This is a genomic window from Propionivibrio pelophilus DSM 12018 (genome assembly GCF_059569095.1).
Genome location: NZ_JCANUT010000076.1, coordinates 1 through 15,048, shown reverse-complemented (window position 1 = coordinate 15,048; position 15,048 = coordinate 1). Strand labels below are relative to the sequence as shown.

General features: G+C 63.6%; 15 protein-coding genes and 1 pseudogene. 5 read left to right on the top strand and 11 right to left on the bottom strand.

Annotated elements, in window-relative coordinates; all coding sequences use genetic code 11:
• The 3 genes from BO74_RS19355 to BO74_RS19345 all read right to left on the bottom strand — a co-directional run.
• On the bottom strand, positions 1 to 329 hold a 329-nt coding region (locus BO74_RS19355), incomplete at its 3' end, for a TRAP transporter small permease (protein ID WP_496444774.1).
• 171 nt (positions 330 to 500) lie between these two features.
• Positions 501 to 1,544 carry a TRAP transporter substrate-binding protein gene (locus BO74_RS19350; protein ID WP_496444773.1) on the bottom strand — a complete coding sequence of 348 codons (1,044 nt, stop codon included), beginning with the start codon at positions 1,542 to 1,544 and terminating at the stop codon, positions 501 to 503.
• Positions 1,545 to 1,709: 165 nt separating this feature from the next.
• Entirely contained in the window at positions 1,710 to 3,062 is a 1,353-nt protein-coding gene (locus tag BO74_RS19345; protein ID WP_496444772.1) for an NAD(P)H-dependent oxidoreductase, read from the bottom strand.
• A 417-nt stretch (positions 3,063 to 3,479) separates the two neighbouring features.
• Here BO74_RS19345 and BO74_RS19340 point away from each other — a divergent pair, with 417 nt between their 5' ends.
• Entirely contained in the window at positions 3,480 to 4,379 is a 900-nt protein-coding gene (locus tag BO74_RS19340; RefSeq protein ID WP_496444771.1) for a LysR family transcriptional regulator, read from the top strand.
• Positions 4,380 to 4,413: 34 nt separating this feature from the next.
• Here BO74_RS19340 and grxD read toward each other — a convergent pair whose 3' ends face one another.
• The 8 genes and pseudogenes from grxD to BO74_RS19300 form a co-directional block, all read right to left on the bottom strand.
• Positions 4,414 to 4,737: a Grx4 family monothiol glutaredoxin gene (gene grxD / locus BO74_RS19335; protein WP_496444770.1), complete on the bottom strand. Its 324-nt coding sequence runs from the start codon at positions 4,735 to 4,737 to the stop codon at positions 4,414 to 4,416.
• 31 nt (positions 4,738 to 4,768) lie between these two features.
• A complete protein-coding gene (gene prmC / locus BO74_RS19330; RefSeq protein WP_496444769.1) occupies positions 4,769 to 5,617 on the bottom strand; it encodes a peptide chain release factor N(5)-glutamine methyltransferase in 849 nt (282 codons plus the stop codon).
• Positions 5,614 to 6,696: a peptide chain release factor 1 gene (gene prfA / locus BO74_RS19325; protein ID WP_496444768.1), complete on the bottom strand. Its 1,083-nt coding sequence runs from the start codon at positions 6,694 to 6,696 to the stop codon at positions 5,614 to 5,616. Before prfA ends, prmC begins: the two co-directional genes overlap by 4 nt.
• A 6-nt stretch (positions 6,697 to 6,702) precedes the next feature.
• Positions 6,703 to 7,956 carry a glutamyl-tRNA reductase gene (hemA, locus tag BO74_RS19320; protein WP_496444766.1) on the bottom strand — a complete coding sequence of 418 codons (1,254 nt, stop codon included), beginning with the start codon at positions 7,954 to 7,956 and terminating at the stop codon, positions 6,703 to 6,705.
• A 108-nt stretch (positions 7,957 to 8,064) separates the two neighbouring features.
• Complete coding sequence (locus tag BO74_RS19315; protein WP_496444764.1) at positions 8,065 to 9,198, bottom strand: YbdK family carboxylate-amine ligase; 1,134 nt, start codon at positions 9,196 to 9,198, stop codon at positions 8,065 to 8,067.
• On the bottom strand, positions 9,195 to 10,469 hold the full coding sequence (locus BO74_RS19310; protein WP_496444762.1) for a cation:proton antiporter domain-containing protein: 1,275 nt from the start codon (positions 10,467 to 10,469) through the stop codon (positions 9,195 to 9,197). The genes BO74_RS19315 and BO74_RS19310 overlap by 4 nt, the downstream gene beginning before the upstream one ends.
• Before the next feature lie 46 nt (positions 10,470 to 10,515).
• Positions 10,516 to 11,298, bottom strand: coding sequence for a gamma-glutamyl-gamma-aminobutyrate hydrolase family protein (locus tag BO74_RS19305; protein ID WP_496444760.1), 783 nt, complete (start codon positions 11,296 to 11,298; stop codon positions 10,516 to 10,518).
• A gap of 162 nt (positions 11,299 to 11,460) precedes the next feature.
• A pseudogene (locus BO74_RS19300) lies at positions 11,461 to 12,360 on the bottom strand (LysR substrate-binding domain-containing protein).
• 12 nt (positions 12,361 to 12,372) lie between these two features.
• Between BO74_RS19300 and BO74_RS19295 the strand changes: the two are divergent.
• The 4 genes from BO74_RS19295 to BO74_RS19280 form a co-directional block, all read left to right on the top strand.
• Positions 12,373 to 12,699: a hypothetical protein gene (locus BO74_RS19295; protein WP_496444758.1), complete on the top strand. Its 327-nt coding sequence runs from the start codon at positions 12,373 to 12,375 to the stop codon at positions 12,697 to 12,699.
• Between the two features lie 33 nt (positions 12,700 to 12,732).
• Entirely contained in the window at positions 12,733 to 13,590 is an 858-nt protein-coding gene (locus tag BO74_RS19290) for a sugar phosphate isomerase/epimerase family protein (protein WP_496444756.1), read from the top strand.
• Positions 13,591 to 13,619: 29 nt separating this feature from the next.
• Positions 13,620 to 14,618: a dihydroxyacetone kinase subunit DhaK gene (locus tag BO74_RS19285; protein WP_496444754.1), complete on the top strand. Its 999-nt coding sequence runs from the start codon at positions 13,620 to 13,622 to the stop codon at positions 14,616 to 14,618.
• Between the two features lie 16 nt (positions 14,619 to 14,634).
• On the top strand, positions 14,635 to 15,048 hold a 414-nt coding region (locus BO74_RS19280; protein WP_496444752.1), incomplete at its 3' end, for a DAK2 domain-containing protein.

The window sequence follows — 15,048 nt, the reverse complement described above, 5'->3', positions numbered from 1 at the left end:
ATGCCGGAGGCCGGTGCCATGTTGCCGAGGTTGATGATGGTCTGTTGCCAGCTGCCGTCGAGGAAGAGCCACATCATCCAGATCATCAGGACGTGGGCGATGGTCAGCAGGACACGCTGGACGAGCGGCGGGAACTTGGTGAGCACGGCATCGAAGCCCAGATGGCCGTGCTCGCGCAGGGCGATCAGGCCCGCCGTGTAGGTCATCCACGTCAGGCCCCACGAGGACAGCTCTTCCGAGACGGTGATGCCGCTGTTGAAGGCGTAGCGCAACACCACGTTGCCGAACACCATGATGATCATCGCCACCAGACAGAAGGCGGCAAACACCTTCAAAACCGTAAACAGTCACTCATTCAGCTTCTTGATCAAGATTCGACCCTCTCTCTGTTTTTTTTGACAAGCCCTCGATACTAAGGGAAAGACCGGCAGTTCCGCAAAAAAGGTGCCTCCATTGCTGGAGGCACAAGGGCTGCACTCACATGAAAGACAGACTGCGGGTTACTGCTTGGCTACATTGATTTTTCCGGCACGAATGCGGGCAAGCTCGTCATACACTTCCTTGCTGATCGCTTCGCCAACGAATTCCTTGGCCAGCTTCTCAGCAACGGGAACGGACTTCTCGCGCATCTTGGCGAAGTCCTCCGGCGTAACGTCATTGATCAGCGTCCCCTTCTTCTTCAGCGACTCGAGCGACTTGGCTTCCATATCGCGCGACACCTTGCGCTGATACTGACGCGTTTCCTTGGCCGCCTCCATCACCACCTTCTGTTCCTCGGGGTTCAGTTGATCCCACACCTTCTTGCTGACCAGAACGATCAGCGGGTTGTATTGGTGACGGGTGATCGAGAGATATTTCTGCACCTCGTTGAACTTGTTCACCTCGAACACCGCCGTCGGATTTTCCTGGCCGTCGACCGCCTTGGTTTCCAGGGCGGTATACAACTCGGTGAACGCCATCGGCAGGGCGTTGGCGCCCAGCCCCTTGATCGACTCGATGATCATCGGCGACTGCGAAACGCGGATTTTCAGCCCCTCGAAATCCTCGACCTTCGCCACCGGCCGCTTGCTGTTCGACAGGTTGCGGAAGCCGTGGTCCCAATACACCAGGCCGACCAGTCCCGGCGGCGATTTTTCCATCAGACGGGTGCCGATCGGGCCGTCCAGCAGAGTATCGGCCTCCTCGAAGTTGTTGAACAGGAACGGCATGTCGAGCACCGCAAATTCCTTGCTCAGGCCGACCAGCAGTCCTGGCGGCAGGGTGGTCATGTCGATCGTCCCGCCTTGCAAGGCGGAAATCGTCTGCATGTCGCCCCCCAACGTGCCGGCGGGGTAGCTCTTGATCTTCAGCTTTTTGTTGCTCTTTTCCGCAAGCAGTTCCGCGAACCGCTGCACCCCCGCTTCGAAGTGGCTGTCCTTCGGCTGCACATGCGAGAACTTGAACGTCCTGTCCCGAATCTCCGCAGCGGCTGGCCCGGCCAAAGCGCCAAGCACGAACGCGGGAAGAACCATGCAACGCAACACCTGCTTGAAAGATGCATTCATACCGTTTCCTTTTCTGAAAGAATTAAATGGAACGTGAACCAACCTTCTGAATCGCCGCGCCCCCTCCAGTGACGCGGGTGTGCAACACAGAAAACAAGACAACTGCGCGCAGCCCCTCCCTCCGGACAGGATCGCCCTGCCCGGGGGCTGGATCGTTATGGTTTCCTACAGGCCGAGCTCCTTGCGGAACATCGCTTCCATCTCGCGACGAACGGCGACCGCCTGCTTGGTGGCGTCATAATCGACGTCGCTCCAGCACACCGGCTTACCGGCCGGAACGTCGTTCTTCAGCACCATGTTGTGCGCCAGGCCGATCGGCAAGGCACCGAGGCGGAGCGAGTCGGCCGTCTGCATCAGCTTGCCGTACACCGTAAACCCGCCCTCGCCGTCCAGTTTCTCCCCGGCCTTGAGCGCCCGCTTGGCCGTCGCTGCCACGTCGCCGCGCCAGTCGCCGGTCGCGCCGGTCGCCTCGCCGCGCAGGGCGATGGTCGCCACGGAGATGCCCAGTTCCAGGCCGATCAGGTGATAGGGCTTGTACATCGCGGCGTAGCGGCCGGTGCTGTCCGTCTTCAGGCCGTACTGCGCGAAGCAGTCGCGGACGTAGTTCGACGGCGCCTCGAACACCGCATAAACGCCCCAGCGCAGGTCGCGATAGACCGGGCGACCGTCGCGTTCGATCGACGACACCACCTCGACCATGCCCTTTTGCGGCAGCGTGCCGCCGTCGGCGACCGGGCGCAGGATGTGTGGCAGGTCATCGACGCCGCACGGCGGGAACTTGAGGCCGTCGCTCGGCGCGGTCAGATCGCAGCCATTGGCGACCGCGGCCATTTCCAGCGCCGACTTGGTACCGTCGAGGAAGGAGTTGAACATCTGGGGATTGAAATCGCCGCCGGCGACCTGCTCCTCGGAGAATCCGTAATGTCCCCACACAGTTTCCGGCGTCGATTGGTGATAGATCGGCAGGTACTTGGTGCCCTTGCCGGCGCAGATCACTTCCATGCCGATCGTCCGAGCCCAGTCGACCAGTTCGGCGATCAGCGCCGGCTGGTCGCCGGAGGCCATCGAGTAGATCACCCCGGCTTCCGCCGCCTTGCGGGCGAGCAACGGGCCGGCGAGCACGTCCGCTTCGACGTTGACCATGATGATGTGCTTGCGGTTGGCCGAACAGAGCAGCGCGTGGTGGATACCGGCGGCCGGGCTGCCGGTCGAGTCGATGACGATATCGACGAAATCGCTGGCGATCATCGCGTCGGCATCGTCGGTAATGAACGTCGTGCCGTCACGGGCGGCTTCCTGCAGCGATTTCGCTTCATAGCGCGAGGCTTCCCAACCGACACGTGCCAGCGACGCCCGTGCCCGGGTCGGCGAAAGATCGGCGACGCAGATGAGGTGGATGCCCGGCGTGCGCGGTGCCTGCGACAGATACATCGAACCGAATTTGCCGGCTCCGATGACGGCGACACGAATCGGTTTTCCTGCGGCACCCCGTGCCTTGAGTTGTTGAATCAGCGACATGAAAGACTCCTGTTAGAGAAAAGATGCGGAACGAACGAAACCTGCGAAACTGCTGTTGCTGAAAAAAGGCAAAACGCTCCCCATGGAACGCCACGAATGGCGTTCTGCTTCAGAACAAAACAAAATGCGGGGAGAGGCTTGGGCAGCGCTCTGGCATGCCCTGCCGGCGCTCAGGTCACGAGAACGACAAAGGGCATCCGAAGTGAGGAAAGAACCATCGCGGAATTGTCATGACCGATCGAGTGTGGGACCATCGCCGTTTCCTTTTCGCAAACCGGACCCTCCCGGGGCCCCTGTTTGTTATCGACATCGGCCACCTCTGCCGGGCGCCGTCTGTCTCAATGTGGGAGTCATCCTAACAACGGGGTTGGCGCAAGGGAATGCGAAAAAGGACAAATTGCTTGTGCAAAAAAACCCATGAGTAAATTTGACTGGAACGACCTGCAGGCCTTCCTCGCCCTCGCCCGCGCCGGACGGCTGACCGTCGCCGCGCAGCAGATGGGCGTCGATCACTCGACGCTGAGCCGGCGTATCGCCGCGCTGGAGGGCGCGATGGGCGTCCCGTTGTTCGAGCGTCGCAAGGAAGGCTTCGTCCTCACCCCGGAAGGCAGCCGGCTGGCCGACGACGCGGTGGCCGTCGAGGCGCTGACCCTGCGCATGCGCTCGCGCCTCGAAGACGAATCGGCGGGACTTACCGGTAAGGTCCGGATCGGCACGCCGGAGGGCTTCGGCACCTACTTTCTGGCGCCGCGCATCGCCCACATCAGTGATGCTTATCCCGGACTGGAAATCGAACTGGTGGCCAATCCGCGCAACTTCAGCCTCTCCAAACGCGAGGCCGACCTGGCCGTGGGCATGGCCCCTCCGCCAGACGGCCGCGTCTACGCGCGCAAGCTGGTCGATTACGAACTGGCGCTCTACGCGTCGCAGGCTTACTGTGAAAGCCACCCGCCAATCCGCACACGTGGCGATCTGGAAAAGCATCGCTGGGTCGGCTACGTCGAAGACCTGATGTGGACGCAGGAACTCAATTACCTGCCGCAGGTATCCGGCAATATCGCGCCACCGCTGCACATCTCGAACGTCATCAGCCAGATGAGTGCCATCACCGGCGGGGCCGGCATCGGCGTGCTGCCGCTGTACATGGCGCGGCGCGAGCCGGCGCTGGTGCGAATCCTCCCCGACGACATCCGGCTGATGCGCGCGTACTGGCTGATCACCCACGCCGACACGCGCGACTTCGCCCGGGTCAAGCTGATGAGCAGCTTCATCGACGAGGAACTGGCCGCGGCAGGCAAGGAATTCTGGCAGGAGTAGAACTGACCACAAGCGGGGCCTGCCGCCCTCGCCATCAATCGGGCGCGGCGATGCCTTCGAGCAGTTGCTTCAATTCGCCGCTCTGGTACATCTCGCGCATGATGTCGCAGCCGCCGATGAATTCGCCGCGGATGTACAACTGCGGGATCGTCGGCCAGTCGGAGAAGATCTTAACGCCCTCGCGGATCTCCGGCTCTTCGAGCACGTTGACGCTGAAGAACAACGGCAAATTGCACGCCTGCAGGATCTGCACCGCCGTCGCCGAAAAACCGCACATCGGCGCACGCGGTGTCCCCTTCATGTAGAGCACCACCGGGTTGTTCGTTACCTGCTCCTTGATGACTTTCTGAACATCCATTCGAAACCTCTTTCTAGAAATAAACGACACATCAGGCGCCTGTCCAGCGCCCGCCGCTGACCCGCTCGATGCCAGCATCGTCACGCCACGAAGCAACATCGACGAAGCCCGCCGCAACAAGCAATCCGCGCACTTCGACCGCCTGATCGTAGCCGTGTTCCATCAACAGCCAGCCGCCGGCCCGCAAATGCGCCGGTGCCCCCGCGACAATGCGCCGGAGGCAGGCCAGCCCGTTGCCGCCGGCAACGCCGTCGGTCAACGCCCCACGCGGCTCGAAAGGCAGGCCGTTCAGTAGCAGATGCGGATCACCTTCGACAACGTACGGCGGATTCGAAACAACGAGATCAAAGCACTCGTCGCCGAACGGCGCGAACCAGTCGCCTTCGACGAAACGCACCGACACGCCATGCCGCTCCGCGTTGGCACGCGCCACGGCGAGTGCCGCTGATGAAACATCGGTGGCAGTGACCAGAGCCTGCGGGCAACGCCTCGCCAGTGAAATGGCGACAATGCCCGAACCGGTACCCAGATCGACGATGCGCGGCGCCGCAAACGCCCCTGCCCGCTCGACGGCCACGTCGACGAGCACCTCGGTGTCCGGCCGCGGGATCAGCACCGCCGGCGTGACCCGGAACTCGAGTTCGCCGAACCAGGCACAGCCGACCAGATAGGCCAGCGGTTCGCCGTTGGCACGACGAGCAACCAGCGCCTCGAACGCGGCGGCCTGCGCCCCGCTCAGCGGGCGCTCGGGATGGGCAATCAGATCGACATGGCGACAGCCGCAGACATGTTCGAGCAACAAGCGCGCGTCGAGCCGATCGATACGCTGCGATGCCAGCCGCCACGCCTCGCCAAGGCTTGCCCCCGCCGCCGCGGTCATTCCCCGTCGGCCAGTGCCGCCAGCTGTTCGGCCTGATGCTCGGTGGTCAGCGCGTTGACCACCTCCTCGAGATCGCCGTCCATGATCGCGTCGATCTTGTACAGCGTCAGGTTGATGCGGTGATCGGTCACCCGCCCCTGCGGGAAGTTGTAGGTGCGGATGCGCTCGGAGCGGTCGCCGCTGCCGATCAGGCTCTTGCGCGTCGAGGCGATCTTGGCGTGCTGCTCGCGTTCCTGCGCATCGCGGATGCGCGCGACGAGCACGGCCATCGCCTGCGCCTTGTTCTGGTGCTGCGAGCGCCCGTCCTGACATTCGACGACGATGCCGGTCGGTATGTGGGTGATGCGCACCGCCGAGTCGGTCTTGTTGATGTGCTGGCCACCGGCACCGGAGGCACGGAAGGTATCGATGCGGATATCCGCCGGGTTGATCTGCACGTCTTCCAGCTCGTCTGCTTCGGGCATCACCGCGACGGTGCACGCCGAGGTATGCACTCGCCCCTGCGATTCGGTCTCCGGCACGCGCTGCACGCGATGACCGCCGGATTCGAACTTGAGCTTCGAGTAAACCCCGGAGCCGGCGATGCGGGCGATGACTTCCTTGTAGCCACCGAGTTCGGATTCGTTGGCCGAAACCACCTCGACCTGCCAGCGCCGGCGCTCGGCGTAACGGGTGTACATGCGGAACAGGTTGCCGGCAAACAGCGCGGATTCGTCGCCCCCCGTGCCGGCGCGGATTTCCAGGAAAATATTGCGCTCGTCGTTGGCGTCCTTCGGCAGCAGCAGCTTCTGCAGTTCCAGTTCGATTTCCGGCAGGCGCGCCTTCGCCGATTTCATTTCCTCTTCGGCCAGTTCCTTCATTTCCGGATCGGCCATCATCTCCTGCGCAGAGGCGAGGTCGGCTTCAGTCTGCTGCCAGTCCTTGTACAACGCGACGACCGGGCCGAGTTCGGCATGTTCGCGGGTCATCTTGCGGAACTGGTCCATGTCGCGCGTCGCGTCACCGCTGGCCAGGATGCGGTCGAGTTCGTCGAGACGGCCGACGAGGCTCTCCAGTTTGTCACGAATGCTCTGTTTCATAATCGCTCAATGGGGTTCGCGGTGCAGGTTGAACAGCCGGGTCACCAGTGCCGGCATTTCGCCGTGCGGGCTCTCCGACTGGCTCAGCGCCTGCGTCGGGGCGTGCAGGAACTTGTTGGTCAGGCGGTGCGACAACTGTTCCAGCACGGCGGCCGGGTCGTCGCCCCGGGCGAGCAGCTTCAGGGCGTGCTCCATCTCGTGCCGGCGCATCCGCTCGGCGTTGTCGCGCAGCGAGCGGATCAGCGGCACGCTTTCCCGGGTCTGCAGCCAATGCAGGAAATCCTCGACGCGCCCGTCGACGATCGCCTCGGCATCGACGACTGCCGACTGCCGCGATTCGAGCCCCGACTCGACGATCTGCGCCAGGTCATCGACGGTATAGAGGAACACATCGTCGAGCAGGCCGACCTCGACTTCCACGTCGCGCGGCACGGCCAGGTCGACCATGAAGATCGGCCGGTGACGGCGCGCCCGGATCGCCCGTTCGACCAGCCCCAGCCCGAGAATCGGCAGCTGGCTGGCGGTGCAGGAAACGACGATGTCGAAGTCGGCGAGGCGTCCGGCCACGTCTTCGAGGCGAATCGCCGTGGCGCCGAATTTCGCGGCCATTTCGCGCCCCCTGTCGACCGTGCGGTTGGCAATGACGATCTGCTTCGGCCGCTGCGCGGCGAAGTGCGTGGCGCACAGGCCGATCATCTCGCCGGCGCCGATGAACAGGATGCGCTGTTCGGCGATGTTGCCGAAGATGCGTTCGGCCAGATGCACCGACGCCGCCGCCATCGAGACGATGTTCGCACCGATCGCCGTGGTCGAGCGCACGTCCTTGGCGACTGAGAAGGACTGCTGGAAGAGCTTGTTCAGCGTCGTTCCGAGGGAACCGGCTTCGCGGGCGATGCGCACCGCTTCCTTCATCTGCCCGAGGATCTGCGGTTCACCGAGCACCATCGAGTCGAGGCCGCTGGCCACGCGAAAGGCGTGGCGGACCGCCGCCCGCTCCGGATGCGTGTAGAGGTACGGCTCGATCTCGCCGAAAGGCAAGTGGCGATAATCAGCCAGCCAGTGCACCGCCGCCTGCGGATCGTCAGCCTGGCAGTAAAGTTCGGTGCGGTTGCAGGTCGACAGGATGGCCGCCTCCATCACCCGTCCGCTCCCCGACAGCTCACCCAGCGCCCGGCGCAACTCCTCGGCATGGAACGCCACCTGCTCGCGCACCGTGAGGGGCGCCGTGCGGTGGTTGATACCGAGAGTGAAAAGCGCCATGCCGTTGATTCAGGGGAAAGTAAGGGAGACCGGGGGGCCCGGAGGAAGGCGGCGATTATAACATTGCGCCCCTGGCGCCACCTCCTGTGGCGCCGTACGCAGCGAGGCTCACGCGAGCGTACGGATGTCGCGAAAACGCTCGGCGGAATCGTGCACCACGTCGTGCAGGTTCCGGTGCGCGGCCAGGCGCTCCCGCAACCAGTCGGCATCGGAAGGCCCCGCGACGAGCGCCTGGCGCAAGACGTCGAGCCAGTGCTGGCACCCCAGTGCCTCGGCCTCTTCCCGCAGGCTGTCCAGCAGGGCATCAAGCCGTTCCCGCAGGGGGAATTGACGCCGCCGGTCAGGGCAAGAGATCTGTGCGTCGAGGCCGTAACGGCACGCCTGAAACTTGTTGTAGCGTGCCACCAGCAACGCGCGGACGGGATCGAACGGCGGCCGCTCGCGCAGCAGGAAACGACCCAGACATTGCGCCAGCGCCGCCAATGCCGCCGCGCGAACGATGCTCAACGGCGTATCGCAGACGCGAATCTCGACCGTGCCGTACTCCGGCTTCGGTCGCACGTCCCAGTACAGATCCTTGATGCTGCCGACGATGCCGCACTCGTGGAGAAATTCGTAGTGCTCCAGAAAATCATTCCAGTCGCTCAGCGCCGGGCACTGTCCGCTGAGCGGGAAGGCCGAGACGGCATTCAGCCGCGCCGACTGGAAGAAGGTATCGACGCCATCGACATAGGGCGATGAAGCCGACAGGGCGATGAAGAACGGCACGTACGGACCCAAGGCCTGCGTCAGCCAGACCGCTTCATCCGCCGAGGCACAACCGATGTGGATGTGCTGCCCGAAGACGGTGAACTGCTTGGACAAATAACCGTAGCGTTCATAGTTCGCCTTGTAGCGGTCACCCGGGGAGATCCGGCGCTCCGGCCACGAGTGAAAAGGGTGGGTTCCGCCACCGCAAACGGCGACGTTGTTGCGCGCGCACTGCCGCACCAGCGCTTCCCGCATGACGTCGAGGTCTTCGGCGATCGCATCGACCGTGTCGTGCGCTGCCGTGTTGATCTCGATCATGCTCTCGGTGATTTCCAGCTTCACATCCCCGTGCGCGGAGTCGAACTCGAGCACGCGCAAAAGATCGGTCGCGCCACGCGTCAGATCAAAATCCCTGGTCGCCAGAAGCTGCAGTTCCAGTTCGACGCCGAGCGTCAACGGTTCGCTCGATTTGAATTCCAGCCGTGCGCTCATGCCGCACCTCCTCCCACCTTTTCCTCGACCTCGGTTTCACCCGATTTCACGAGGGCGTATCGGCACAACACCGGACCCAGTATGTCCATGATCGCTGCCGCGAAGAAGGCCAGCAGCAGCGCCGGCCCGCCGATTTCCGGATAGAGCCGGGAAATTTCGAAGGCCATGAAGACGGCGGTCGCGGAGAGCGGCTGGATCCCCAACCCGGTGAGCACGCGTTTGTTCAGCGACAACTCTGTTCCCACCAGGACCATCGAGAGCATCTTTGCCAGTGCCCGCACCAGCAACAGCCCGATCGCCTGCAGCCCGGTCAGCCAGGAGAACTCGCGCCAGGGCAGCGATGCTCCGACGACGACGAACAGGATGATCGCCAGCATCCAGTGCCCTTCCGGCAGACTGGTGTAGCTCAGTGTCTTCGCTTCGTCGCGCAGCGAGAGCAACACCCCCATCAGGAACAAGGTCAGGAACACCGGCACCGCGAGCATGCGGGCGATGCCGACCGCCAGCAGAGCCATCGCCACCAGGACGAAAACCTGCGCCAGCGAGCGCTTCGGCAACAGCCCGGCAATGCGCAAGGTCAACTGCGCGACCGCCCAGCCGATCACATAGGCGCCACCTCCGGCCCACAGCGGATGACTCAGGCTGTGCGCCCAGCTTCCGCTCTGGTACGCATGCACGACGCCGAGGACGATGATGAACACGACGAACGACGCCGCCGCGCTGAGCGACGAATAAAGCATGACCCTCTCGGTAACCTGCCCTTGCGCGCGCGACTCCTCGATCACCAGCAGCACCACCGCCGGCGCCGACGCCATGGTCACCGCGGCGGTGGCCGCCGCCCAGGCCGGCGAGAGACCGACCAGCAGCAGGGCAAACAGGAAGATGGCCAGGAACGACACCGCAATGTCGCTCACCGTCCCGCGCAGGAGATCACGGTTGTGCGCCAACCAGCGCAGGTCGAGACGACGCCCGGCCTCCAGCAGCAACAGGCCGTGCGCCGCATCGGCGAACGGGCGGATCTGCGTCAGGATTTCCTTGTTGATCCAGCCGAGCAGCGGCGGGCCAAAAACCGTTCCGGCCACCACGTAGCCGAGCACGCGCGGCCAATGCCAGTGGCTGCGCAGCCACTCGGCGACCAGCAGGCCGCTCACCAGCACCAGGCTGAGCAAGGCCAGCGTGTCGATGCGATCGGGGAACGGCGGCAGGAAGAAAAGCGTGCCCTGCAACCCGTTCCAGGCATCGCGCAAGTAAGAAAACACCGATTCGATCATCTGCCATGCCTCCGCAAAGACCCGCGCGGCACACCGAGACGCCGCATCACCAGCGGCGTCCGCGCACGGCGGCGAGAAACTCATCCAGGATCGGCGTGCAATCGAGCAGGTCGGAGGCGCCCGGCGGATGGAACTCCGGATGCCACTGCACGCCTAAAACGTAGTTCTTTCCCTCCAGACGGACGGCCTCGACGATGCCGTCTTCCGCGCTTGCCGCCTCGACCCGCAGGCCCTTCCCCAGCGTCTTGATCGCCTGGTGATGAATCGACACCACGCTCCCACTGGAGAGGCCCGGGTAGAGCTTGGCCAAGCCCGACTTGTCGTCCCAAGTGATCGCGTGCGAGTAGTTGTCGTAATCGTCATGAACGTGCGCCGCCGCGCCGGGTACTTGCGTCGCGATGTCCTGGTGCAGCGTGCCGCCAAGCGCCACGTTGATCAACTGCACGCCGCGGCATATTCCAAGGACCGCCTTGCCCGACTCCATGAACTCGTGCAGGAGTTCCATCTCGTACGCGTCACGCACCCGGTCGCCGGCCCAGTCCGGATGCAGCGGCTCCTCGCCATAGCACTGCGGACTGATATCGGCGCCCCCCTGGAGAACCAGGCCGTCCAGATACTCCGGATAGTCGCTGAGGCGGATGCTGCTGCGATGCACGATCCCGTCGCCGCTGACCGACGGGATCATGAACACCATCACGTTGCGCGACATGACCCAATGGGCCACCGACTGCTCCAGGTACTGCAACGACTTGGACTGGATCCCCTTGGCTCCCGCCTGCGGGTGATAGATCCGGGCCGAAAGGCCGATGCGCAATGGACGCCTGTTCATGATCGACGGCACCTCCCGAACGGTTGCTGCGTACCCCGGGAGAAAGAGGAACGGGAAACGGGGTACTGCCGAAAAAAAGGGGACCAGGTCCCCTCTCAAACCAACTAACGATCAGCCGGAACGGTAATCGAAGACGCGCTTTCGCGCAACTTGCTCAGGGAGCTACACCACGGATTCTGCCCCCCCCACCTGTTCCTTAATCCAGGCGACGAAGCGCGCGACCTCGACGCGCCGCGCATGCCGCTCCGGATAAACCATGAAATGCGCCTTGATGGCCAGCGACCACGCCGGATGAAACACCGGTCGCAAGCGGCCGGCTTCGATGTGCTGCGACGCCAGCCGGTCGCTTTCCAGGGCGATGCCCAACCCCTGCACGGCCGCTTCAAGCGACATCGACGCCCGGTCGAAGCGGAAGGCAAAACGCTCCGGCATGCCGATCAGATTGCGGCTGGCGAACCAGGCCGGCCACTGGACGAGGTTGACCGTGGATTGGATCAGCGGGCGCTTGAGCAGGTCCGACGGCACATGGACCGGCTACCGGGCCAGCAGATCGGGGCTGGCCAACGGCAGGATGTGCTCCTCGAAGATCGGCTCGACGACGAGATTCGGCCACTCCGAAATGCCGTAGCGAATGTCCACGTCGACCTGGCCGAGGGCGAAATCGGAATGCACCGGCGAGGCCGACAGCGACAGGGAAATTTCGGGATAGGCATGCACGAAACCGGCGAGGCGCGGCATCAGCCACAGACTGGCAATGCTGGTACTCGAATGCACGTGCAGCGTGTTGCGCGCACCCTTGCGGATATCGTTGGTCGCATCGCCGATCGCACCCAGCGCCCCGGCAACCCGCTTCAGGTAACTCTCCCCCGCATCGCTGAGCAGGATGCCCCGCGGCGTGCGCTCGAACAACAGGAAGCCGAGAAACTGTTCGAGCTTGGCGATCTGATGGCTGACCGCCGACGGCGTCAAATGCAGCTCCTCGGCCGCCCGCGCAAAACTCAGCCGCCGCGCCACCGTCTCGAAGGCCACCAGAGCCGTCAGCGGCGGAAGGTCGGATCGCATGACACACACCTCATGAAAAATTTTCACCTGGCAATGAAAAAACAGCGTTTGTGTTCATTAACCAAGGCGAGGATTATTTTCGCCTGCACCCAGAACACAACAAAAAGCCAAGACACAACTACCGGCTCGGACAGCTTTTTTCTCCGACCAACAAAGCAAGAACACAGAAAAACAGTTGAAAAACCAGGAGGGCAAGCCGCATCTCGTGAAGCATTTTCACCGCAAACCATTTTGCGTGCAAATTTTTTCATCACAGCCCACCGCTTTCAGCTCAACCAGCAACACTTTCATTCATTCAACGAAAAAGGACTCGGAAAATGTTATTTGCAAACCGCGTAGCAATCGTCAACGGCGGCATGCTGATCCACTGACATGGCCGAACGCATCATTTCCTTTTCGGGCGCTCCGTACGACGGCTACGCTTTTCCGCAGATTCTGGAAAGTCTGGCGTCCTGCGGCGTCACGCACGTGGAACCGGCGTTCATCGTCGGCTACACGGGGGCGTTCGACGAATCCGCCTTTACCCCCGCCCAGGCCCGCCAGTACGTTTCCTGGCTGGAAGCCAGCGGCGTGGGCTGCTACGCTTTCTCCTCGCACATCGACCTCGGCCGCGAGGACGCCGTCGACGTCTTCAAGGGGCGCATGGACTTCGCCGCCGCGCTCGGTGCCAAGGTGATCAACACCAACGCCGCCGCCCGTGCCTGGAGCGACCGCTTCTTCCGCAACATCGAACCGCTCGTCCGCCACGCCGAACAACTGGGTCTCGTCATCGGCCTGGAAAACCCCGGCGATGGCAGCGACAACCTGATCAACACCGCCGCCGACGGCATCGCCCTGCTCGACAAGCTCGGCTACCCCAACCTGCGGCTCAATTACGATGCCGCCAACACCATCTCGCACCGCCCCCCCGGCCAGCCCGGCGGCGTGATTCCCGCGGATGACGCGCTGCTCGCCATGCCCTACTGCGGCCACGTGCATATCAAGGACGCCAAGGTCACCCCGGAAGGCTACTTCTTCACCCCGCTCGGCGAAGGCGAAGTCGGCTGCGCCCGCATCGTGCAGGCCCTGGCCAAGACCGACATCAACCTCGCCGTGGAACTACCGCTGCGCCTGCACCGCATGGCCAACGCCCAGCCCCGGCGGCGCGATGAGCCGGTGCCGCTGACCGAAATCGAAACCATCGTCCGCAGCTCGCTGGCCTTCGTCAAACAGCATCTGGCCAACGCCTGAAATCAACCCACATTGTCATTGGAGTGCGTATGAACCGCATCATCAACAATCCGGATCTCGTCGTCGAAGACATGCTCGTGGGCATTCTTGCCGCCCACCCCGAACTGGCCGCGGCCGCCGACAACCCCCGCGTGATCAAGCGCGCCTGCGCGCCGGTTGCCGGCAAGGTCGGCATCGTCACCGGCGGCGGCTCGGGCCATGAACCGGCCTTCCTCGGCTACGTCGGCGAAAACCTGGTCGACGCCGTCGCCGTCGGCGAGATCTTCTCCTCGCCCACCGCCAAGAGCTTCTTCGACGCCATGAAGGCCGCCGACGGCGGCCAGGGCGTCGCCTGCCTGTACGGCAACTACGCCGGCGACAACATGAACGTCAAGATGGCCATCAAGATGGCCGAACGCGCCGGCATCCCGGTCAAGACCGTCGTCGCCAACGACGACGTACCGTCCGCTCCGAAGGGCGACGAAGCCAAGCGTCGCGGCGTCGCCGGTGAAATCCTGATGTGGAAGACCGCCAGCGCCTGTGCCGCCCAGGGCGGCTCGCTCGACGACGTCATCGCGGTGGCCCAGAAGACCATCGACAACACCCGCAGCATCGGCATCGGCCTGACCTCCTGCATCATCCCGGCGGTCGGCCACGCCAACTTCCACATCGCCGACGGCAAGATGGAAGTCGGCATCGGCCACCACGGCGAACCGGGAACCAACGTCACCGACATCGTCCCGGCCGACCAGATGGCCAGGATCATGGTCGACACCGTCCTCCCCGACCTGCCGTTCGCCCAGGGCGACCGCGTCGCCGTGCTGATCTCCGGTCTCGGCGCCACCCCGGTCATGGAGCAGTACATCCTCTACGCCAGCGTGGCGAAGTACCTCGGCGAAGCCGGCATCACCGTCGCCGTGCCGCTGGTCGGCAATTTCTTCACTTCGCTGGAGATGATGGGCGTCACGCTCTCCGTGCTGAAGCTCGACGATCAGCTCGAAGGCTTCATGAAGACCCCGTGCGCCTCGATCGGCATCACCAGGAAGTAACGGGAGACACACACAAATGACACAGACACTCGCACTGAAGCAGGCCGGCCAGATCGTCCTCGACCTTGTCGACACGATCAACGAGAACCGCGCCTATCTCTCCGAAATCGACGGGCTGATCGGTGACGGCGACCACGGCATCAACATGAGCAAAGGCTTCACGATCTGTGGCGACGCGCTGCGCGCCAAACCGGAATTGCCGGGCCTGGCCGAAGGGCTGGATGCGCTGGCGATGACCCTGCTCGAAGGCATCGGCGGTTCGATGGGACCGCTGTACGGCAGCTTCTTTATGGGGCTGGCGGAGACGCTGTCCGGCAAGGAGACGCTCGACGCGCAACTGTTCGGTGAAGCCTTGGCTGCCGGGGTTGAGGGCGTGGAGACGGTCGGCAGCGCCAAGGTCGGCGACAAGACGCTGATCGACACGCTGGTG